Consider the following 20,962-nt stretch of genomic DNA (forward strand, 5'->3'; position numbering starts at 1 on the left):
AGGGAAGGGGGGCCTCGTGCCGGTCGCGCTGTACCAGGCCAAGGCCGATTTCTTCCGGATGCTCGGCCATCCCGTCCGGATCCGGGTGCTGGAGCTGCTCCAGGCCGGACCGACGCCCGTCCGCGCGCTGCTCGCCGAGCTGGAGGTGGAGCCCTCCAGCCTGTCCCAGCAGCTGGCGGTACTGCGCCGGTCCGGCATCGTCACCGCCACCCGGGAGGGCAGCACGGTGGTGTACGCGCTGGCCGGCGGCGACGTCGCCGACCTGCTGCGGACGGCCCGGCGGATCCTCACCGGGCTGCTCGACGACCAGAACCTGCTGCTCGCCGAGCTGCGCGCGGCCGCCGAGTAGCGGGCGCCCGGCCCGCGTTCCGGCTCAGCCCTTCAACAGCGCCGCCAGCCCGTCCGCCAGCCGCTCGTACTCCTGCGGCCGGTTGTACACCTGCGCGCTGATCCGGAGCACCCCGCCGCCGGCCCACGGGCGGACGGCGATCCGGGTGGCGAGGCTCTGCCACACCTGTCGCATCAGCGCCTTGGCGTCGGCCTCCCGCTCGGCCCACCCGGCGGGCAGCCGGACGGCGCGCATCGACACCCCGGGTGTGGCGGGCAGCGGCGCCAGGCCCGCCCGCTCGGCCAGCACCCGCTGACCGTAGGCGGCCAGCCGGGCGTTGTGCCCGGCCACCGCGGCGGGGCCGAGCTCGCGCAGCAGCGCGAAGCCGTCCGGCGCGGCCAGCCAGGCGGTGTAGTCGCAGGTGCCGCGCCACTCGACGTTCCAGGGGAACCCCTGGTCGTGCTCCCAGGAGAGCGCGACCGGGCGCACCCGGTCCACCCACTCCGGGCGGACCGCGAGGACGCCGGTGGCGCGCGGGGCGAAGGCCCACTTGTGCAGGTTGCCGCACCAGAAGTCGGCGCCCGGGTCGACCGGGGCGGGCAGCATGCCGGGGGCGTGGGCGCCGTCCACCAGGGTGGTCACGCCGCGCCCGCGCAGGGCGGCGAGCAGGGCCGGGTCGGCGATCAGCCGGGCGGTGGGCGAGGTGATCTGGTCCAGGACGGCGACCTTCGTCCGCTCGTCGACGGCGGCCAGCACGGTCTCGCGGACGGCCGCCTCGTCCGGGGCGTCCAGCGCGACCGGCACCAGGACCACCTCGGCGCCGGTCTCGGCGGCCCGCCGCTCGGCCGCCTGGTTCACCACGCCGTAGCCGTGGTCGGTGACCAGGATCCGGTCACCGGGTGCGAACGGGATGCTGTCCAGGGCGATCGCGACGGCCTCGGTGACGTTGGGGACGAGCGCGAGCCGGTCCGGGTCGGTGGCCAGCTCGGCGGCGATCTCGACCCGGGCGGCGCCGACCCGGGCCGGCAGGTCGGCGAAGAAGCCGTCCGGGTCCTGCTCGTGCTCGGTGCGCAGCCGCTCCTGGGCCCGTTGCACCGGGACGGGCACGGCGCCGTACGAACCGTGGTTCAGGTGCGCCGCGTCCGTCGACACGCTGAACAGCCGCTCCACCCCGGCGAGCGGCGCCGGGGGTTCGACGGTCCACAGCTCCTCGGTCACGGCGCCCTCGCCCACGGCGTCCTCGGTCACGGCGTCCTCCCAGCTGGCGACGGATCACTGATGTGTGACATTTCACATGACAGACTACTGGTCCGGGGACGCACCACGCGACCACGATCGGGCCGTGACCATCACCGACCCCTTCCTCTCCCTCAGCGCCCGCACCGGCCGCTTCACCTACGGCGCCCCGCGCGCGATCACCCTCGCCGAGGACGGCTCCCGGCTGCTGCTGCTCCGCTCGACCGGCCCCGAGGACCCGGTCGACCGCCTCCACCTGCTCGACGTCGCCACCGGCGAGGAACGCCTGGTCGCCGACCCGGCCGCGCTCGCCCCCGGCCGCACCGGCCGACGCGAGGACCTGCCCGCCGTCGAACGCCGCCTGCGCGAGCGTACCCGCCTCACCGCCGCCGGAATCGGCACCTTCGCCGCCACCGCCGACCTCGCCGTCGCCGTCTTCACCCTCGACGGCCGGCTCTTCCGCACCGACACCGCGGCCGCCGACACCGTCGAACTCCCGGTCGCCGGGCCCGCGTTCGACCCCCGCCCGGACGCCACCGGCGAGCGCGTCGCGTACGTCGCCGGGGACGCCCTGTACGTCACGCCGGAGCTCGAACCGCTCTCCCCCGCCGACGGCGCCCGCTGGGGCGTCGCCGAGTTCGCCGCCGCCGAGGAGCTCGGCCGGGCCCGCGGCCACTGGTGGCGCCCGGACGGCGGCGCGCTGCTGGCCGCCCGGGTGGACGAATCGGCCCTCCCCCGGCGGTACTTCGCCGACCCGGCCCACCCCGGCGAGCCCGCCGAGGACTTCGCCTACCCGCAGGCCGGCGGCCCCAACGCGGACGTCCGGCTCTGGGTCCTCGGCCTCGACCGCAGCCGGGTCCAAATCCACTGGGACGACGAGCGGTTCCCGTACGTCTGCGCCGCCTCCTGGGCCTCCGACCAGGAGCTGCTGATCACCGTCGCCGACCGGCTTCAGCAGCAGGTGCTGCTGCTGAGCGCCGACCCGGCCACCGGCGAGACCACCGAACTCTCCCGCACCACCGACGAGTTCTGGGTCGACGACCTGCCCGGCACGCCCGCCCGGCTGGCCGACGGCCGGCTGCTCACCGTCCACGACACCCCGCAGGCCCGCGGCCTCGCCCTGGACGGCAAGCCGCTGGACACCACCGGGCTCCAGATCCGCCGGGTGGTCGGACGGCTGCGCGGCCGGCTGCTCTGCGAGACCGGCGCGGGCGACCCGGCCGACCAGTACGTCCACCTGATCGACCCGGACGGCGGCGCGCCCCAACTCCTCACCCCCGGCCCCGGCCTGCACTCCGCGCTGGCCGCCGCCGACACCCTGCTGCTCACCACCGCCGACGCCGACGGCACCCGCCGCCGGCTGCTGCCCAACGGCTCGTCGACCAGCGGCACATCGATCAGCGGTGCATCGACCAGCGGTGCATCGACCAGCGAGCCGAGCGCCGCGCCCGACGGCCACGAGCTGACCCTCGTCGACCTGAGCGCCCGGCTGCCCTACCGGGTGACCCCGCAGCTCGCCCGGGTCACCGAACTCGGCCTGCCCACCGCCGTGGTGTACCCCCGCGACCACGTCCCCGGCCGCCGGCTGCCGGTGCTGCTGGACGTCTACGGCGGCCCCGGCTTCCAGGCCGTCGCCGCCGAGCCGCGCCGCTGGCAGGTCCGGCAGTGGTGGGCCGACCAGGGTTTCGCCGTGGTCACCACCGACAACCGCGGCACCCCCTTCGTCTCGCCGGAGTTCACCCGGGCGATCTTCCGCCGCTTCTCCCAGGTGGCGCTGGACGACCAGGTGAACGCCCTGCTGGCGCTCGCCGAGCAGCACCCCGACCTCGACCTCGGCCGGGTCGGCGTCCGTGGCTGGTCCTACGGCGGCTACTTCGCGGCGCTCGCCGTGCTGCGCCGCCCGGACGTCTTCCACGCCGCCTGCGCGGGCGCCCCGCCCACCGACTTCCGGCACTACGACACCGCGTACACCGAGCGCTACCTCGGGCTGCCGCAGGACAACCCCGAGGGCTACGCCGACGACTGCCTGGTCACCGACGCGCCGGGCCTGAGCCGCCCGCTGCTGCTGATCCACGGGCTGGCCGACGACAACGTCCACCCCTCGCACACCCTGCTGCTCTCCGAGGCGCTCACCAAGGCCGGCCGCCCGCACAGCGTGCTGCCGCTGCCGGGCGTCACCCACATGACCCCGGGCGGGGTGAACGAGCAGGTCACCCAGGCCGAACTCGCCTTCCTGCGTGCTTCCTTGGGCGGAAACCCGGCCTGATCGATTGTGCTCCCCGGGCCGGGCTGCGACACTCCCCGCGTGATCGCCGCCCGGCCCGGGCGGCGGCGACGAACGGGGAGAACCAACGAGATGAGGATCGAAAGACCCGGCCCGGTCTCGCAGCGGCAGTGGACCCCGCTGACCGTGGTCAACGGCGGGCTCGCCTTCGCCCTCGAACTGGGGCTGCTGGCGGCACTCTGCTACTGGGGCTTCAAGACCGGTTCCAGCACGCTCACCCGGATCCTGCTCGGGATCGGCGCACCCGCACTGGCGGCCACCGCCTGGGGCCTGTTCCTGGCCGCGGGCGGACCGAAGTTCCGGCTGCCGCTGGCCGCCGAGATCGTGCTCAAGCTCGCGGTCCTGGCGACCGGCGCGCTGGCCCTGCACGCGGCGGGCCGGCCGACCCTGGGGACGGTCTTCGCCGTCCTGGCCGTGGTCAGCGTGGCCGTGGAGTACACCGCGAACTGACGACGCGTCCACGCGAGGGCGTCGCACACTCCGTGCGGCGCCCTTTGCGCTGCCCCGACCCCTCGCACGCGAACACCCCGACCTCTTCCACGTGACCCGTGACATGTGAAATATTACCTGCGCTTCATCTGAGAACCCTTCATCAGACGACCAGCCTCCCCCATCCCCCGGAAAGGACCGGTCAGTTGCGCAGACTGTCCGCGGCACTCGCGGCCGCGCTCACCACGAGCGCGATAGCGGCCACCCTCCTGGGCACTCCCGCCCAGGCCGCACCCCCCGCCCCCCTCACCATCGCCGCCGCTGCCGAGCAGGGCGCCGAGGCCGGCGGCGCCGAGGCCCCGCCCGCGCCGCTCGCCCCCCAGGAGCGCGAGCGCCAGTCGCTCCGCACCAAGGCCCTGGAACAGCTCAACAAGGGCGCCGTCGCCAAGACCGCCGACAAGCGGGCACCCGCCAAGGTGAAGATCGGCAACGACTACGTCCAGCTGGCCCACCAGCGCACGGACAAGGTCTTCGTGATCCTCGCCCAGTTCGGCGACGAGGTCGACAACACCACCCAGTACAACGGCCAGCCCCGCTACGGCGGCACCCCCGGCCCGCGGCACAACCAGATCCCCAAGCCGGGCAAGGACGACAACCACACGCTCTGGTCGTCGGACTTCGGCCGTGACTACTACCAGAAGATGTTCTTCGACGACACGCCCGGCGCGGTGTCGATGCGCAACTACTACCGCACCCAGTCCTCCGGCCGGTACGACGTCGAGGGCACCGTCAGCGACTGGGTCACCGTCCCGTACAACGAGGCCCGGTACGGCAGCAACAAGGGCCCGCAGGGCTCCGGCGCCTGGACCCAGGCCCAGGAGTTCATCCGGGACGCCGTGAAGGCCTGGTACGACGGCGAGATCGCCAAGGGCCGCAGCGTCGCCGACATCAAGGCGCAGCTGGCCCAGTACGACGTCTACGACCGCTACGACCACGACAAGAACGGCGAGTTCAACCAGCCCGACGGCTACCTGGACAACGTGGTCGTCGTGCACGCGGGCGTCGACGAGACCTGGGGCGGCGGCGCCCAGGGCGCGGACGCCCTGTGGGCGCACCGCAGTTGGGCCTTCCCGGACGCCACCGGCCAGACCGGACCGGAGGGCGACAAGATCGGCGGCGCCCCGGTCGGCGACACCGGTCTGTACGTCTACGACTACGTCCAGGGCGGCGAGAACAGCGGCGTCGGCCTGTTCGCCCACGAGTACGGCCACAACCTCGGCCTGCCCGACCTGTACAGCACCAGCGGCGGCGACAACAGCGTCAACTTCTGGTCGCTGATGTCCTCCGGCTCGTACCTGGGCAAGGGCCCGAACACCACCGGCGGCTATCCCGGCGACCTCGACGCCTGGAGCAAGCTGCAGTTCGGCTGGCTCAACTACGACGAGGCGCAGGCCGCCACCCGCTCCAGCCACGCGCTCGGGGTGAGCAGCTACAACACCGACCAGGCCCAGGCCGTCCTGGTCCACCTGCCGGACGGCACCACCAGCACCGACCTCGCCGACCCGTACGAGGGCGGCAAGCAGTGGTGGAGCGACACCGGCGACAACCTCGACAACTCCCTGACCCGGGACGTCGATCTGCGCTCGGCCGCCGGCCCGGCCGCGTTGGACGCCGCCGTCTGGTACGACATCGAGCAGGACTACGACTTCCTGACCGTCGAGGCCTCCACCGACCAGGGCAAGCACTGGACCGCCCTGCCCGGCACCGTGGACGGCGCGCCGATCGGCAACACCAGCGCCAACACCCCCGGGCTGACCGGCACTTCGGGCGCCTACCGGAAGCTGCACATCCCGCTGGACGGCTACCTCGGCCAGCAGGTCCGGCTGCGCTTCCACGCCACCTCGGACAGCAACACCCACGGCAAGGGCGTCCTGGTGGACGCCGTGAAGCTCACCGCCGGCGGCACCGAGCTGTTCGCCGACGGCGCCGAGAACGGTGTCAACGGCTGGACCGTCAACGGCTTCACCGTGATCACCGGCCGCACCGCGGTCAAGCAGCACCCGCGCGCCTACCTCGCCGAGAACCGTCGCTACACCGGCTACGGCGCGTTCCTGAAGACCGGCCCGTACAACTTCGGGTACACCGGCGTCGAGGGCAAGGCCAACGTCGTCGACAACTACCCGTACCAGGAGGGCGTCCTGCTCTGGCTCTGGGACACCTCGTACGGCGACAACAACACCAAGGACCACCCCGGCGGCGGGCTGATCCTGCCGATCGACGCCCACCCGGCGCCGATCCGCTTCGCCGACGGCAGCCTGGTGAACGCGCGGGCGCAGACCTTCGACGCGACCTTCTCGCTCAAGCCGACCACGGCGTTCACCCTGCACAAGGGCGGCGTGGCGGTGCGGATCCCGTCGGAGCCGGCCGTGCCGGTCTTCAACGACCACACCGGCGTCTACAGCGACCCGGCGACCCCGCAGCTCACCGTGAAGGTGCCGGACACCAACACGAACATCGAGGTCGTCCGGGAGTCCCAGGGCGGCCGGATCACCACCGTCCGGGTGGGCCCCGCCTCCTGACGGTCCATCGGTAGCAAGCGAGCCCCGGGCCCCGACGAAACGGACCCGGGGCTCGCTCGTAAGGACTCACCGCCCCAGGCGCCGGGCGGTGCGCGCGGCCGTGCCCACCCCGAGCAGGGTGATCGCGGCGATCCCGTAGGTCATGTACCGGGCCGAGTCCAGCAGGGCCGACCCGCCCAGGCTGACCAGGGTGCCGGCCAGCGCCGAGGTCACCGAGAAGGCGATCAGCTGGGTGGTGTTGAGCGCGGCGGCCGCCTTGCCGCCTTCGGCCGGGTCGGCGCTGCTGCGCATCGCGGCCACGCTCAGGTGCGGGAAGGCCAGGCCGATCCCGGTCCCGGCCGCGAACAGCGTCACCGCCCACAGCACCACCCGCACGCCGGAGGCCTCGCCGCTCTGCAGCAGCCCGTACCCGAGCAGCCCGGCGGTGAGCACCACCGGTCCGGTGCGGATCGCCCGGGCCCGGCCGCGGGCCGACTCGATGCCCACGCTGAACAGCTGTGCCGTGGTCCAGCCCGCCGACACCGAGGCACCGAGGAAGCCGGCCACCAGCGGGCCCAGCCCGCCGAGGCGTTGCCCGAACAGCGGGATGAAGTTCTCCGCCATCACGCCCGCGCACAGCACCGCGACGGTCAGGTAGAGCCACTTCAGACCGTTCCCGGCCCGGTAGGTCCGGCGCGGCAGCACGGTCGCCCCGCCCCGGCGCTCGGCCAGCACGAAACCCACCAGCAGGGCCAGTCCGGCCAGGATGCACAGGGCCGTCGGCCAGCCGCGCGGCACGGTCGAGCTGATGCTGAACCCGGCCGCCGCCAGGGTCAGCAGCACCAGCGAGGCCAGCGGCACCGGCTCGGCGGCCCGCCCCGGGCCGGACGGCCCGGGCAGCACCCGGCGGGCCAGCGCGGCCAGTGCCAGCGCGGCGAGCAGCAGCAGGACGTACGCCCAGCGCCAGGCGCCCAGCTGGGCGAAGAGCCCGCCCAGCGAGGGCCCGACCAGGGTGCCGACACCCCACATCGCCGAGACCAGCCCGGCCGCGCGGGTCCACAGCCGTTCCGGCAGCGCGCCGCGGATCACGGCGTAGCCGAGCCCGGCCACCAGCCCGCCGCCGAGGCCCTGCACCACCCGGCCGACGATCAGCGCCGCCATCGAGGGGCTGGCCGCGTTCAGCGCGGCGCCGACGCCGAAGACCAGGAACCCGAGGACGTAGGCGCGCGCGGCGCCCAGCCGGTCGAGCAGCCGGCTGACCAGCATGGAGGCGATCACGGCGGCCGTCAGGAAGCCGGTGGCGACCCAGGCGTAGTACCGCTCGCCGCCGATGTCGGCCACGATCGAGGGCATCAGGGCGGCGGTGAAGTAGAGGTTCATCGCGTACAGCGCGACCCCGCCGGCCAGGATCGACGCCGCCGCGAGGTAGCGCCCGGAGAAGAGTTCACGCCAGCCGCCCGAAGGGCCGGCGGACGTCCGCCCCGAAGGGTAACTGTCCTGCTCGGCACCGGTGGTAGCGCTCTGTACAGCGGTCGATTCGGTCACGTCCGGTACGCTAGGACTTCAACAGCACTTGAAGTCAAGGAGCGGGCTGATGACCACCGCACCGGTCGACCTGCTGAGCGTCGGCGAAGTGGCCCGGCGGGCCGGCATCGCCACCTCGGCGGTGCGCTTCTACGAGGACCAGGGGCTGATCTCCTCGGAGCGCTCCACCGGGAACCAGCGCCGCTACCGGCGGCACGTGCTGCGGCGGATCTCGCTGATCCTGGTCGCCAAGCGGCTCGGCATCCCGCTCGCCGAGGTCGCCGAGGTGTTCACCGGGCTCCCCGAGGACCGGATGCCGGGCAAGCACGACTGGGAGCGCATCTCGCGGCGCTGGGCGGAGCAGCTGCGCGCCCGGCGGGCCGAGCTGGAGCGGCTGGAGGCGGAGCTGACCGGCTGCATCGGCTGCGGCTGCGTGTCGCTGCGCCGCTGCCGGGTGCTCAACCCGGGCGACGAACTCGCCGCCGAGGGGCCCGGCCCCCGCCGGCTGCTGCCGGGCGGCCCACCGCCGGACCCCTCGACGGGTCCCGGACCGGGCCCCGAACCAGGCTCCGAACCAAGTCCCGAACCGGGCCACCACGGGTGACCCGCGACCGGGCCCACCGCCGGGCCCGGCGGGCCCGTCGTGACGACGGGCCCGGGGCGCGCCGCTCGGACACGCCCGCCAGGCGTGACCCGGCCGGACGGCCCCGGGCGACGCCTGGAACCCGGTCGGACGCGGCCCTCGTGAGGTTCCCCGCCACGTCCGACCGGGGGTCTTTCGGTTTTCCGGCCGAGGCCTCCTCCCGGAGGCTCAGCCCGCCCGGCTCCGGCTTCCCGGAGACTCGGGCCCCGGCTCAGGCCTCCGGGAAGTGGCAGGCCGCCTGCCGGCCGCCCGGCCCGGCGATCTGGAGCAGCGGCCGCTCGGTCCGGCAGACCTCCTGCGCCTTCGGGCAGCGCGGGTGGAAGGTGCAGCCGGACGGCGGGTTCGCCGGGCTCGGCGGGTCGCCGAGCAGCACGATCCGATCCCGCCCGCGCTCGGCCGCCGGGTCCGGCAGCGGCACCGCGGACAGCAGCGCCCGGGTGTACGGGTGCGCGGGGCTGCCGTACACCTCGGCCTTGTCGCCGATCTCGACGATCCGCCCGAGGTACATCACCGCGACCCGGTCGCAGACCCGCTTGACCACCGAGAGGTCGTGCGCGATGAACACGTACGCCAGCCCGAGCTCCTGCTGGAGCCGTTCCATCAGGTTGACCACCTGGGCCTGGATGGACACGTCGAGCGCGGAGACCGGCTCGTCGGCGATCACCAGCTTCGGCGAGGTGGCCAGCGAACGGGCGATGCCGATCCGCTGCGCCTGGCCGCCGGAGAACTCGTGCGGGTAGCGGTCGATGTGCTCGGGGATGAGCCCGACCAGCTCCATCAGCTCGCCGGCCCGCTTGCGCGCGTCCGCCGCACTCGTCCCCTGGACCAGCAGCGGCTCGGAGATGATCCGGGCGACCGTCTGCCGGGGGTTGAGCGAGGAGTACGGGTCCTGGAAGACCATCTGCAAGTGCCGTCGGTGCGGCCGCAGTTGGGCCTGGGAGAGCCCGCCGATCTCGGTGCCGTCGAAGGTGACGGTGCCCGAGGTCGGGTCGAGCAGCCGGACGATCATCCGGCCGGTGGTGGACTTCCCGCAGCCCGACTCGCCGACCAGGCCGAGCGTCTCGCGGGTGCCGACGTCGAAGCTGACCCCGTCCACGGCCCGGATCGGGGCGCCGGCCCGGCCGGTGCGCCCGCGCCGGCCGGGGAAGGTCTTGACCAGGTCCCGGACGGACAGCAGCGGTTCGCGGTTCTCAGGGCTCACAGGGCTACCTCCGGCACCAGCGGCAGATGGCAGGCGGCCTGGTGGCCGGGGGCGCGCGGGCCGAACTCGGGGCGTTCGGCCAGGCAGCGGGCGTGTTCCTCGGCGGTCGCGGCGGTGGTGCGGGCGCAGCGCGGCGCGAAGGAGCAGCCGGGAGCCGGGGCGATCAGCGACGGCGGGCTGCCGGGGATGGCCCGCAGCGGGGCGTCGTCGGTGTCGTCCAGGCGGGGCAGCGAGTCGAGCAGGCCGCGGGTGTACGGGTGCGCCGGGGTGGCGAACAGCCGGTCCACCGGGGCCTGTTCGGCGGCCCGGCCGCCGTACATGACCAGCACCTCGTGGGCGACCCGGGCGACCACGCCCAGGTCGTGGGTGATCATGACGACGCCGAGGCCGCGCTCCTGCTGGATGCGGGCGATCAGGTCGAGGATCTGCGCCTGCACGGTGACGTCGAGGGCCGTGGTGGGCTCGTCGGCGATCAGCAGGTCGGGCTCGCAGGCGAGCGCCATGGCGATCATGACTCGCTGGCGCATGCCGCCGGAGAACTGGTGCGGGTACTCGTCGACCCGGCGGGCCGGTTCGGGGATGCCGACCTCGGCCAGCATCTCGATCGCGCGCTCCCGGCCCGCCTTGCGGGAGGCCTTGAAGTGCACCCGGTAGTGCTCGGCGATCTGCTCCCCGACGGTGTAGAAGGGGTGCAGGCTGGACAGCGGGTCCTGGAAGATCATCGCGATCCGGCGGCCGCGCACGGCGCCCAGCTCCCGCTCGCCGAGCCCGTTGAGCTCCTGCCCGGCGAGCCGGATCGAGCCGGTGACGGCGGCCCCGCGATGCAGGCCCATGACGGCGAGCGAGGTGACGGACTTCCCGCTGCCGGACTCGCCGACCAGGCCGAGGGTCCGCCCGGCCTCGACGGTGAAGGAGATGCCGTCCACCGCCCGGACGGTGCCCCGGGGCGTGTCGAAGGAGACCCTGAGGTCCTCGACCTCCAACAGAGCGGTCATCAGTACCTCACTCTCGGGTCGACGAACGCGTAGAGCAGGTCGACCAGCAGGTTCGCCGCGACGATGAAGAAGGCCGCGAGCAGGGTGACACCGAGGATGACGGGCTGGTCGGAACGGGCCAGACCGTCGTAGAACAGCCGGCCGACGCCGGGCAGGCCGAAGATGGACTCGGTGATGACGGCGCCGGCGAGCAGGCCGCCGAGGTCCATGCCGAAGATGGTGAGGATCGGCGTCATCCCGGAGCGCAGCCCGTGCTTGACGGTCACCGTCCGGGCCGGCAGCCCCTTGGCGCGGGCGGTGCGGATGTACGGCTCGGCCATCGCCTCGATCATCGAGTTGCGGCTCTGCCGGGCGTACATCGCCGCGTACAGCAGGGCCAGCGCGATCCACGGCAGCAGCAGGTTGGAGGCCCACTCCACGGGGTTCTCGGTGAACTTGTGGTAGGCCGGGTAGGGCAGCAGTCCGGCCGTTCTGACCACGCCCCAGATCAGCATGATCGAGGTGAAGTAGACCGGCAGCGAGGCGGTGCCGACCGAGAGCACCATCAGGGCCTTGTCGGTGACGCCGCCCTTGCGCAGCGCCGAGGTGACGCCCGCACCGAGGCCGAGCAGCAGCCAGAGCAGCGAGGCGCCGAGGGCCAGCGAGATCGAGACCGGCAGGCGGTCGGTGAGCAGGTCCCAGACCGGCAGCCCGTACTCGTAGGAGTAGCCGAGGCAGGGGAACTCGCAGTGCAGCGCGCTCGGCCCGGTGCCGTAGTCGCGGCCCGCGAAGATGCCGGTCAGGTAGCCGAGGAACTGGTCCCAGATCGGCTTGTCCAGGCCCATCGCCGCCTTGACGTCGGCCAGCCGCTCGGGGCTACAGGTCTTGCCGCAGGCCGCCGCGGCCGGGTCGTTCGGCAGCAGGTAGAAGATGGTGAAGGTGATGGCGCAGATGGCGAGCAGGATGCCCGCGACGCCGATCAGCCGGCGGCCGAGGTAGAGGATCACGACCGGCCTCCCCGGGGGTCGAGGATGTCGCGCAGCGCGTCCCCGAGCAGGGTGAAGGCGAGCACGGCGAGGAACAGGAAGACCGTCGGGATGAGGAAGTACGTCGGGTCGGTCTCGTAGTGCAGGATGCTCTCGGCGATCATCTGGCCCCAGGACGCGGTCGGCGGGCGCACGCCCACGCCGAGGTAGCTGAGCGCGGCCTCGGTGGCGATCATGCCGGGGACGAGCAGCGTGGTGTACGCGATGATCGGGCCGGAGACGTTCGGCAGGATCTCCCGGGTGAGGATCCGCCAGGAGCGGGCGCCGCCGACCTTGGCGGCCTCCACGTACTCGCGGTGCTTGAGCGAGAGGGTCTGGCCGCGGACCACGCGGGCGATGCCGGGCCAGGTGAACAGGCCGATCACCAGGGTGATCAGCAGGATCCGGTTGACGTCCTTGGCCACCGACATCATCGCGATCATGAAGATCAGCGAGGGGAAGGACATGGTCAGGTCCATCAGCCGGGACAGCACGGTGTCGGTGCGGCCGCCGAAGTAGCCGGCCGCGATGCCGGCCGTGGTGCCGACGACCACGACCACGGCGGTCGCCGTGAAGGCGATCAGCAGCGAGACCTGCCCGCCGTGCAGCACCCGGGCGAACAGGTCGCGCCCGGTGATCGGCTCCACGCCCAGCCAGTGCCGGGTGCTGATGCCGCCGAAGTCGCCCTTGGGCATGCCGCCCAGGTAGGCGTCGATGGAGCGCTTGTCGAACTCCTCGGGGGACCAGCCGCCGAGCGAGCTCAGCGGACCGGCCAGGGCGGCGGCCAGGACCAGCACGCCGACGGTGATCAGGCCGAACCGGGCCGAACCGCGGGCCCACAGCTGGTCCCAGACCAGCCGCCACGGCCCGCGCCCGGCGGCCTTCGCGGGGCCCGCCGCCGTGGTGTCCACGGCGACGGGCTCAGTGGTGGTACTCATGCGCGGCGGTCCCTCAGCCCTTGCTCTTCGAGGGGTCCTTGAGGCCGACCACGGCCATGTCGATCATGCCGGCGTAGCCGGAGTTGCCGAACGCGCCGGCCACGTTGCTGCCGGTCAGCAGCGGGCGGCGCTGCCACATCAGCGGGACGGCCGGGGCCTTCTTCAGCAGGTCCTGGTCCAGCTGCTGCCAGGCCTTGTTGGCCTCGGCGACGTCCGTCATGGCCGCGATCTGGTCCATCCGGTCCATCGTGGCCTGGTCCTTGAACTGGCTGTAGTTGCCCTGGTTGCCCTTCTCCTTGATGGTCCGGCCGTCGAACAGGAACGGGAAGAAGGTCGCGGCGGAGGGGTAGTCCGGGCACCAGCCCTGGATGACCAGGTCGGGGGCGTTCTTGGTGTCGCCGACGGTGTCGGCGAAGGCGGACGGGTCCACGGTGTTGACGGTGACCTGGACGCCGGCCTTGGCCAGCGACTGCTGGATCGCCTCGGCGCGGGTCTTGTCGCCGAGCGAGACGGTGAGCGAGGCCTTGAGGTCGGACTTGCCGGCCGCCTTCAGCAGGTCCTTGGCCTTCGCCGGGTCACCGGCGGCCGGGATCTTCAGCGGGTCGGCCTTGTCGCCGCCGGTCAGCGCGGGCGGCAGGAAGGAGGTCGCGACGTCGGCCATCGCCGGGCCGCCGAACGCGGTGACCTGGGCCTCGCGGTCGACCGCGTACATCATCGCCTCGCGCACCTTCGGGTCGTCGAAGGGCGCCTTGGCGGTGTTCATGAACAGCATGTCGGTACAGCCGGTCCGCTCGGCCGCCATCCGGGCCTTGACGTCGGCCTTGGGCAGCACCTTGGACACCGACTCGTGCTGCATCCACGGCATCTCGATCGCGGAGGCGTCCGCGCCGTCGCTGGCGATGATCCGGTCGTCGACCTGACCGCCCTTCAGGCCCTGGGTGACCACGATCCGGTCCGGGTACGCCTTGCGGACGGTGTCGCTGGCCTGGTCCCAGTTGGTGTTGCGGACCAGCACCAGCTGCTTGCCCCGGTCGTAGGTCTCGATCTTGTACGGGCCGGAGGAGAACGGCCGCGAGTCGTACTGGGTGCCCTTCTCCTGGGCCTGCGGCACCGGGGAGAAGGTCGGCAGGGTGGTGGTGTACGAGAACTCGGCGACCGCGCGCTTCAGGTGGAAGACGATGGTCCTGTCGTCGGGAGTCTCGATGCTTGCCAGGTGCTCGCCGCCGAGCGGGCCCTTGTAGTTCTCGCCGCCGGCCAGGTACTGGATCGCGTAGTCGGGGCCGCCGGTGAGGTCCGGGGAGAAGGACCGCTCGACGTTGTACTTGATGTCGGCGGACTTGATCAGGCTGCCGTCCTCGTACTTGAGGCCGTCCTTCAGGGTGAAGGTCCACACCTTGCCGCCGTCGGAGGACTTGCCCAGGTCGGTGGCGAGGTCCGGGACGATCTCGCTGCCCGCGGCGCCCGGCTCGGCCTTGAAGGTGACCAGGGTGCGGTAGATCAGCCGGGTGCCGAAGTCCATGTGCGGCAGCACCCAGTTGCGGGCCGGGTCGAGGTGCGCGAAGTCCTGGTTGGTCAGGACGTTGAGGGTGCCGCCCTTGGCCGGGGTGCCGCCGATGATCGAGCCGCTCTCCGCGCCCGGGCCCTTGGAGGCCGCGGCCGTGCTGCCGGCGTCCCCGCCGCTGTCGCTCTTGTCGTTCTTGCAGGCCCCGAGGCCGAGGGTGAGGGTTGCCGCGAGGGCCGCCGCGAGGGCGGCGTGGGTGCGCCTGGTCATGTGCAACTCCGCTGTGGGGGGCCCACCATGAAGGCCCGTGGTCCGCCCCGGGGCTGGTCCGGGGTCCGACCGGGGAGGGCGACCGTCGAGGTCTAGCCGCTCCCGCGGTGTGACCCGTAACATAGTAATGTGAAATTGCACTGCACAAGAGGTGACGCCGCCCGTTACCGAGCTGTGTCCGTGCCACACCTCCCCCGCCCCGCATAGGAGTTCACCGGTGACCCTCCGCCAGACCGGCCTCAACACCGGGAGCCACGACCTCCCGGTCTCCCCCGCACTGGAAGCCTTCATGGGCACCCGGTGGGCCGCCACCCCGCTCCCCGCCGACCAGCGCGTCCCCGGCCACCCGCACTTCCCCGGCCGCCGCGCCCGGCTCTCCGCCGCCTTCCCCGGCGAACGGCTGGTCATCCCCGCCGGCCGGCTCAAGGTCCGCAACAACGACCTCGACCACCGCTTCCGCGCGCACAGCGCCTACGTCTGGCTCACCGGCCTCACCGGCGAGGACCAGGCCGACCACGTGCTCGTCCTCGAACCGGCCGGCCCCGACGGCCACGAGCCCGTCCTCTACCTGCGCCCCCGCTCCCCGCGCGGCAACCACGCCAACGGCACCGAGTTCTACCGCGACCGCCGCTACGGCGAGTTCTGGGTCGGCCGCCGCCCCGACCTCGCCGAGGCCGCCCAGCTCACCGGCCTGCGCACCGAACACCTCGACCTGCTCGACAAGCTCCTCGACGGCCCCCAGCCGCCCACCCGCGTGCTGGCCGGCACCGACCCGTACGTCGACCAGGCCACCGGCCGCCCCGGCGCCGCCACCCGCGCCGAGGCCGACGCCGAACTCGCCGCCGTCCTCTCCGAACTGCGCCTGGTCAAGGACCACTGGGAGGTCGACCAGCTGCAACTCGCCGTCGACCACACGGTGACCGGCTTCGAGGACGTCGTCCGCGCCCTGCCCACCGCGCTGCGCCACCACCGCGGCGAACGCTGGATCGAGGGCGTCTTCGACCTGCGCGCCCGCGCCGAGGGCAACGGCACCGGCTACAGCACCATCGTCGCCTCCGGCGCGCACGCCTGCGTCCTGCACTGGATCCGCAACGACGGCCCGCTCGACCCGAACGCCCTGCTGCTGCTCGACGCCGGCGTCGAGACCGACACCCTCTACGCCGCCGACATCACCCGCACCCTCCCGCTCAGCGGCACCTTCTCCCCCGTCCAGCGCCAGGCCTACGACCTCGTCCTCGCCGCCCAGAGCGCCGGCATCGCCGCGCTGCGCCCCGGCGCCCGCTACCGCGACTTCCACCAGGCCGCGATGCGGGTCATCGCCGAGGGCCTCGCCGACTGGGGCGTGCTGCGCATCCCCGCGGAGGACGCCCTCGCCGAGGACAACGGCCTCTACCGCCGCTACACCCTCTGCGGCAGCGGCCACATGCTCGGCCTCGACTACCACGACTGCGCCAAGGCCCGGGCCGACCGCTACCTCGACGGCGTCCTGGAGGAGGGCATGGTCCTCACCGTCGAACCCGGCCTCTACCTCCAGCCCGACGACGAGACCCTCCCCGTCGAACTCCGCGGCCTCGGCGTCCGCATCGAGGACGACCTCGTCATCACCGCCGACGGCGCCCACCTGATGTCCGGCGCCCTGCCGCGGACCGCCCCGGCCATCGAATCCTGGATGGCCGACCTGCTGAGCTGACCCCCGTACGGCTCACGCCCACCGCGTACGGCTCAGGCCCACCGCGCCGCCCGCCACAGCCCCGCGACGATCTCCTCCGCCGGGCCCGGGCGGGTGGCGCGGTGGGCGGTACCGGCCCACAGGTGCATGGCCTGGAGGTCGGCCCGACCGGTGGCCGCGGCGCGCAGGGGCTGGGTGAGGTGGTGCACCTCGGGGTAGGCGGGCGGGGCGTAGCGGCCGTACCGGTCGATGAAGGCGTTGCGCAGGCCGCGGGCCGGGCGGCCGGTGAAGGCGCGGGTGACCACCGTCTCCGGCAGCGCGGTGAGCGCCGCCCGGTGCGCGGCCGAGGCGCCGGACTCGTCCGCGCAGAGCAGCGCCGTCCCCAGCTGCACCGCCACCGCCCCGGCCCGCAGCGCCGCCGCCACCGCCGCGCCGTCCCCCAGCCCGCCGGCCGCGACCAGCGGCAGCGCCGTCACCGCCCGGACGGCGGGCAGCAGTTCCAGCAGCGGGCGGGTGCCGGGCTCGTCCCCGACGTGGTGGGTGGCGCGGTGCCCGCCCGCCTCCGGACCCTGCACGCACAGCGCGTCCATCCCGGCCGCCTCCGCCGCCCGCGCCTCCCCGGGCGTGGTCACGGTGCCCACCTGGAGCATCCCGGCCGCCCGGACCGCCGCCGCCTCCGCCGCCGTCGGCAGCCCGAAGGTGTACGAGACCACCTCGACCGGATCCGCCAGCAGCGCGGCCAGCTTGGCCTCCCAGTCGTCCCGGTCCGGCCCGATCTCCTCCGGCAGCCGGACGTCCCACCGCTCGGCCTCCGGCCGCAGCCGCTCGCGGTACCCGGCCACCGCCGCCGGATCACCGGGCGGGGCCGGGACGAAGAGGTTCACGCCGACCGGCCGGTCCGTCAACGCCCGTACCCGGCCGATCTGTTCGACCATCGCCGCGGCGCTCCGGTACCCGGCCGCGAGGAACCCCAGCCCACCGGCCCGGTTCACCGCCGCCACCAGCTCCGGCGTCGACGCCCCACCCGCCATCGGCGCGCCGATCACCGCAACGGCCAGCTCGTCAAGACGGACGACCACCGGAACTCCTCCACCACGGACGACAGTTCCGCCACCCTACGCGGCGCCCCGGCGGCGCCTCGGGAGCGCGGGGCGCGGCCGGCCTGGTCGGCGGAGTCGATCGACTCCGCCCGGCTACCGGATCAGTCCCCGCCCCCGGGCCTCCCGGACGGCCGTCGTCCGCGAGTCGACGCCCAGCTTCGTGTAGATGTGCACCAGGTGCGACTTCACGGTGGCCTGGCTCAGGTGCAGCTGCTGGCTGATCTGCTGGTTGGTCAGCCCGTCCGCGACCAGCCCCAGCACCTCGGTCTCCCGCGCGCTGAGCGCCGCCGCGGGCGCCCGCATCCGTTCCAGCAGCCGGTCCGCGACGCTGGGCGCCAGCGCCGAGCGGCCCGCCGCCGCGGCCCGGACGGCCTGGGCGAGCTCCTCCGGCGGGGCGTCCTTCAGCAGGTACCCGGTGGCGCCCGCCTCCAGTGCGGGCAGGGTGTCCGCGTCCGTGTCGTAGGTGGTGACCACGAGCACCCGGGGCCCGCCGGCCCGGGCGGTGATCGCGGCGGTGGCCTGGGCGCCGTTCATCGCCGAGCCGGGCCCGAACTGCAGGTCCATCAGCACCACGTCGACGCCGCCCGCCGCCGCCAGCTCGACGGCCCGTTCCGCGGTCGCGGCCTCGGCGACGATCGCGAAGTCCGGTTCGCCCTCCAGGACCGCCCGCAGCCCGGCCCGGACCACCGGGTGGTCGTCCGCCAGCAGCAGCCGGATCACCCGCTCGCTCATTCCGCCTCCCTGACCGCCGACACCGACTCGGACCCCGACGACGCCGGCAGTACCGGAGCCCCCGGAGCCCCCACCGGCAGCACCGGCAGCTGGACCGCCAGCGCCGTCCCCTCCCCGGGCGCCGACTCCACCGTGAAGCTGCCGCCGAGCGCCCGCGCCCGGGCCCGCATCGAGGGCAGCCCGAAGCCGCCCTCGCCGCCCGCCGGGCCGGTGACCGCCGCCGGGTCGAACCCGGCCCCGTCGTCGAACACGTCCAACGCCACCTCGCCCTCCATGTAGCTGAGCGTCACCTCGGCGTGCGAGGCCTGCGCGTGCCGGACGGTGTTGCCGAGCGCCGACTGCGCGATCCGCAGCAGCGCGACCTCCTGCGGCACCGGCAGCCGGACCGGGTCCCCCGAGACGTGCAGGTGGACGGGCAGGCCGCTGTGCGCCGTGGTGGTCGCGCAGAGCCGCTCCAGCGCGACCGGCAGCGGGTCGTCGTCCAGCGCGGGCGGGGTGAGCGCCCGGACGAACCGCCGGGCCTCCGCCAGGTTGTCCTGGGCGGCCTGCCGGGCCTGCTCGACGTACCCGGCGGCGGCCTCGGTGCGCTCCGGCAGGGCCCGCTGGGCGGCCCGCAGCAGCAGCTGGATGCTGCTGAGGCTCTGCGCGAGGGTGTCGTGGATCTCCCGGGCGAGGCGTTCGCGCTCGGCGAGCACCCCGGCGGCGTGGTGCGCGGCGGCGAGGTCGGCCCGGGCGGCGGTGAGTTCGTCGATGAGCCGGCGCCGTTCCTCGCTCTCCCGGTACAGCGCCTGGTAGCCGAGCACGGTCGCGGTGGCGACGGCCGCCCCGAGCGCGGGCCCGATCGCGGCGGCCAGGTTGAAGCCGTGCTGGTGCCAGGACCAGGCGGCGATCGCGGCACCCGCGGTGAGTCCGACGGCGGTCAGCCCGCCGCGCCGCCCGAGCAGGTGCAGTTCGAGGAAGTACAGCGGGAACGCCAGCCAGACCCCGTCCTGGGTGGCGACCAGCACCCCGGCCCAGGTGACGCCGAGCAGCACCAGCCAGAGCGCGGCGGCCCGCCGGGACCGCCGGACGGCGGCGAGCCCGGGCCCGACGGCCCACACGGCGGCCATCGCGGATGCCGCGGCGGCAACGGCCGCCGGATCGCCGTCCCGGCCGGTCACGGCCCGGGCGACGGCGAGGACGAGCAGGCCCGCCACGAGCAGGTGCAGGCAGACCTGGAGGACGCGGGCGACGGGGGTGGTACGGGTTCGTTCGGTCGCCATCCGTCCAGCCTAAAGCCGCCCGCCCGCCCCGGCATCAATCAAAAGGTTGAACTCCGCTTCTGCCCTTTGATGCCGAGGATGCAATCCCCGGAGCGATGCCCGCGGACCCCCTCCACCGCGAGGGTGGAAGCGTCGGAGAAACCGCTGTACAGAAAGGCCCGCCGTGTTCGTCGCCTGGAGGGATCTGGGGTTCGCCAAGGGGCGGTTCGCCCTGATGGGGACCGTCATCGTGCTGATCACCGTCCTGGTCGGCCTGCTGTCCGGACTGACCGCCGGGCTGGGCCGCCAGAACATCTCGGCGATCACCGGCCTGCCCGCCGACCACCTGGTGTTCTCCCGGCCCGCGGACGGGCAGAAGCTCTCCTTCACCGACTCCCAGGTGACCCCGGAGCAGTGGCAGGCCTGGGCGCGCGAGCCGGGCGTCAGCTCCGCCCAGCCGCTCGGCATCACCACCACCAAGGCCGCCGCGGGCACCCGTACCGCCGCGCTCTCGGCCTTCGGCGTCCCGGACGGCTCCGGGCTGGCCCCGCAGGGCGACCGGATCACCCCCGGTCAGGCCGTCCTGTCCAAGACCGCCGCCGCGAACCTGGGCGGCCTCGCCCCGGGCGCGGACTTCACCCTGGCCGGCCACCACCTGCGGGTCGCCGCCGTCGACGGGGACGCCGCGTACAGCCACACCCCGGTGATCTGGACCAGCCTCACCGACTGGCAGCAGTTCGCCCCCGGCGGGGCCGGCCACGCCACCGTGGTCGCGCTCACCACCGCGAAGGGCGCCGAGCTGTCCGCCGCCGACGCCCGCCTCGGCACCGAGACCCGCACCCGCGACGACGCGCTCGACGCGATCGGCTCCTACACCTCCGAGAACGGCTCGCTCCAGCTGATGCGCGGCTTCCTGTTCGCCATCTCGGCGCTGGTGATCGGCGCCTTCTTCACCGTCTGGACGATTCAGCGCAGCGGCGACATCGCGGTGCTGAAGGCCCTCGGCGCCTCCACCCGCTACCTGCTGCGCGACGCCCTCGGCCAGGCCGTCCTGCTGCTGGTGCTGGGCACCGCCGTCGGCACCGCGATCGCCTCCGGCTTCGGCGCGCTGATCGGCTCCGCCGTCCCGTTCGTCCTGGACGCCCCGACCGTGCTCCTCCCCGCCGCCGTCATGATCGCCCTCGGCGCGGTCGGCGCGGCCCTGTCCATCCGGCGGATCACCGCCGTCGACCCACTGACCGCCCTCGGGAGCGCCCGTTGAACGAGCGAAGCGAAGTGACCATCAAAAGGTGCGCGTGGGCGAATGCCC

The 20,962-nt window shown here is 73.8% G+C and carries 17 protein-coding genes; 7 read left to right on the forward strand and 10 right to left on the reverse strand.

Features of this window, described 5'->3' with window-relative positions; all coding sequences use genetic code 11:
* The first annotated feature begins 16 nt into the window (after nt 1-16).
* Nucleotides 17-349 (forward strand): ArsR/SmtB family transcription factor, encoded by a 333-nt coding sequence (locus tag ABTY15_RS10430; protein ID WP_350579338.1) that lies wholly within the window; start codon nt 17-19, stop codon nt 347-349.
* A gap of 24 nt (nt 350-373) precedes the next feature.
* On the opposite strand, the gene ABTY15_RS10435 is transcribed toward ABTY15_RS10430, so the two are convergent.
* Nucleotides 374-1,576, reverse strand: a complete 1,203-nt coding sequence (locus ABTY15_RS10435; protein ID WP_350579353.1) for an aminotransferase class V-fold PLP-dependent enzyme — start codon at nt 1,574-1,576, stop codon at nt 374-376.
* A gap of 94 nt (nt 1,577-1,670) precedes the next feature.
* Between ABTY15_RS10435 and ABTY15_RS10440 the strand changes: the two genes are divergently transcribed.
* The 3 genes from ABTY15_RS10440 (at nt 1,671) to ABTY15_RS10450 (ending at nt 6,856) form a co-directional block, all read left to right on the forward strand.
* Nucleotides 1,671-3,830 (forward strand): S9 family peptidase, encoded by a 2,160-nt coding sequence (locus ABTY15_RS10440; protein WP_350579370.1) that lies wholly within the window; start codon nt 1,671-1,673, stop codon nt 3,828-3,830.
* A 90-nt stretch (nt 3,831-3,920) separates the two neighbouring features.
* On the forward strand, nt 3,921-4,298 hold the full coding sequence (locus ABTY15_RS10445) for a YrdB family protein (RefSeq protein WP_350579377.1): 378 nt from the start codon (nt 3,921-3,923) through the stop codon (nt 4,296-4,298).
* Nucleotides 4,299-4,483: 185 nt separating this feature from the next.
* A complete protein-coding gene (locus ABTY15_RS10450; protein ID WP_350579382.1) occupies nt 4,484-6,856 on the forward strand; it encodes an immune inhibitor A domain-containing protein in 2,373 nt (790 codons plus the stop codon).
* 66 nt (nt 6,857-6,922) lie between these two features.
* On the opposite strand, the gene ABTY15_RS10455 is transcribed toward ABTY15_RS10450, so the two are convergent.
* A complete protein-coding gene (locus ABTY15_RS10455) occupies nt 6,923-8,380 on the reverse strand; it encodes an MFS transporter (protein WP_350579384.1) in 1,458 nt (485 codons plus the stop codon).
* A gap of 49 nt (nt 8,381-8,429) precedes the next feature.
* Between ABTY15_RS10455 and soxR the strand changes: the two genes are divergently transcribed.
* On the forward strand, nt 8,430-8,963 hold the full coding sequence (soxR, locus tag ABTY15_RS10460; RefSeq protein WP_350579387.1) for a redox-sensitive transcriptional activator SoxR: 534 nt from the start codon (nt 8,430-8,432) through the stop codon (nt 8,961-8,963).
* A 250-nt stretch (nt 8,964-9,213) separates the two neighbouring features.
* Here soxR and ABTY15_RS10465 read toward each other — a convergent pair whose 3' ends face one another.
* The 5 genes from ABTY15_RS10465 to ABTY15_RS10485 are packed head-to-tail and all read right to left on the reverse strand — an operon-like array spanning nt 9,214 to nt 14,911.
* Complete coding sequence (locus ABTY15_RS10465; RefSeq protein ID WP_502893473.1) at nt 9,214-10,236, reverse strand: ABC transporter ATP-binding protein; 1,023 nt, start codon at nt 10,234-10,236, stop codon at nt 9,214-9,216.
* Entirely contained in the window at nt 10,200-11,198 is a 999-nt protein-coding gene (locus ABTY15_RS10470) for an ABC transporter ATP-binding protein (RefSeq protein WP_350579393.1), read from the reverse strand. The genes ABTY15_RS10465 and ABTY15_RS10470 overlap by 37 nt, the downstream gene beginning before the upstream one ends.
* Nucleotides 11,198-12,184, reverse strand: a complete 987-nt coding sequence (locus ABTY15_RS10475) for an ABC transporter permease (protein WP_350579397.1) — start codon at nt 12,182-12,184, stop codon at nt 11,198-11,200. Before ABTY15_RS10475 ends, ABTY15_RS10470 begins: the two co-directional genes overlap by 1 nt.
* Nucleotides 12,181-13,140 carry an ABC transporter permease gene (locus ABTY15_RS10480; RefSeq protein WP_350579399.1) on the reverse strand — a complete coding sequence of 320 codons (960 nt, stop codon included), beginning with the start codon at nt 13,138-13,140 and terminating at the stop codon, nt 12,181-12,183. The genes ABTY15_RS10475 and ABTY15_RS10480 overlap by 4 nt, the downstream gene beginning before the upstream one ends.
* A gap of 13 nt (nt 13,141-13,153) precedes the next feature.
* A complete protein-coding gene (locus ABTY15_RS10485) occupies nt 13,154-14,911 on the reverse strand; it encodes an ABC transporter substrate-binding protein (protein ID WP_350579401.1) in 1,758 nt (585 codons plus the stop codon).
* Nucleotides 14,912-15,128: 217 nt separating this feature from the next.
* Here ABTY15_RS10485 and ABTY15_RS10490 point away from each other — a divergent pair, with 217 nt between their 5' ends.
* A complete protein-coding gene (locus ABTY15_RS10490; RefSeq protein WP_350579403.1) occupies nt 15,129-16,601 on the forward strand; it encodes an aminopeptidase P family protein in 1,473 nt (490 codons plus the stop codon).
* Nucleotides 16,602-16,633: 32 nt separating this feature from the next.
* Here the strand turns inward: ABTY15_RS10490 and ABTY15_RS10495 are convergent, their stop codons facing one another.
* The 3 genes from ABTY15_RS10495 to ABTY15_RS10505 form a co-directional block, all read right to left on the reverse strand.
* Nucleotides 16,634-17,659 (reverse strand): nitronate monooxygenase, encoded by a 1,026-nt coding sequence (locus tag ABTY15_RS10495; protein WP_350579407.1) that lies wholly within the window; start codon nt 17,657-17,659, stop codon nt 16,634-16,636.
* Between the two features lie 114 nt (nt 17,660-17,773).
* Complete coding sequence (locus ABTY15_RS10500; protein WP_350579410.1) at nt 17,774-18,412, reverse strand: response regulator transcription factor; 639 nt, start codon at nt 18,410-18,412, stop codon at nt 17,774-17,776.
* Nucleotides 18,409-19,674: a sensor histidine kinase gene (locus ABTY15_RS10505; protein WP_350579413.1), complete on the reverse strand. Its 1,266-nt coding sequence runs from the start codon at nt 19,672-19,674 to the stop codon at nt 18,409-18,411. Before ABTY15_RS10505 ends, ABTY15_RS10500 begins: the two co-directional genes overlap by 4 nt.
* 163 nt (nt 19,675-19,837) lie before the next feature.
* Here ABTY15_RS10505 and ABTY15_RS10510 point away from each other — a divergent pair, with 163 nt between their 5' ends.
* Entirely contained in the window at nt 19,838-20,914 is a 1,077-nt protein-coding gene (locus ABTY15_RS10510; protein WP_350579415.1) for an ABC transporter permease, read from the forward strand.
* Nucleotides 20,915-20,962 lie beyond the last annotated feature (48 nt).

Origin of the sequence: Kitasatospora sp. NPDC097643, assembly GCF_040302625.1 — a bacterium.
In the GTDB taxonomy this organism is placed as follows: Bacteria; Actinomycetota; Actinomycetes; order Streptomycetales; family Streptomycetaceae; genus Kitasatospora.

What these genes read in the sequence shown, in the direction of transcription:
- ABTY15_RS10445 (WP_350579377.1), top strand. Translation starts at nt 3,921, where the DNA reads ATGAGGATCGAAAGACCCGGCCCGGTCTCGCAGCGGCAGTGGACCCCG.
- soxR (WP_350579387.1), top strand. Translation starts at nt 8,430, where the DNA reads ATGACCACCGCACCGGTCGACCTGCTGAGCGTCGGCGAAGTGGCCCGG.
- ABTY15_RS10470 (WP_350579393.1), bottom strand. Translation starts at nt 11,198, where the DNA reads ATGACCGCTCTGTTGGAGGTCGAGGACCTCAGGGTCTCCTTCGACACG.
- ABTY15_RS10480 (WP_350579399.1), bottom strand. Translation starts at nt 13,140, where the DNA reads ATGAGTACCACCACTGAGCCCGTCGCCGTGGACACCACGGCGGCGGGC.
- ABTY15_RS10485 (WP_350579401.1), bottom strand. Translation starts at nt 14,911, where the DNA reads ATGACCAGGCGCACCCACGCCGCCCTCGCGGCGGCCCTCGCGGCAACC.
- ABTY15_RS10500 (WP_350579410.1), bottom strand. Translation starts at nt 18,412, where the DNA reads ATGAGCGAGCGGGTGATCCGGCTGCTGCTGGCGGACGACCACCCGGTG.
- ABTY15_RS10505 (WP_350579413.1), bottom strand. Translation starts at nt 19,674, where the DNA reads ATGGCGACCGAACGAACCCGTACCACCCCCGTCGCCCGCGTCCTCCAG.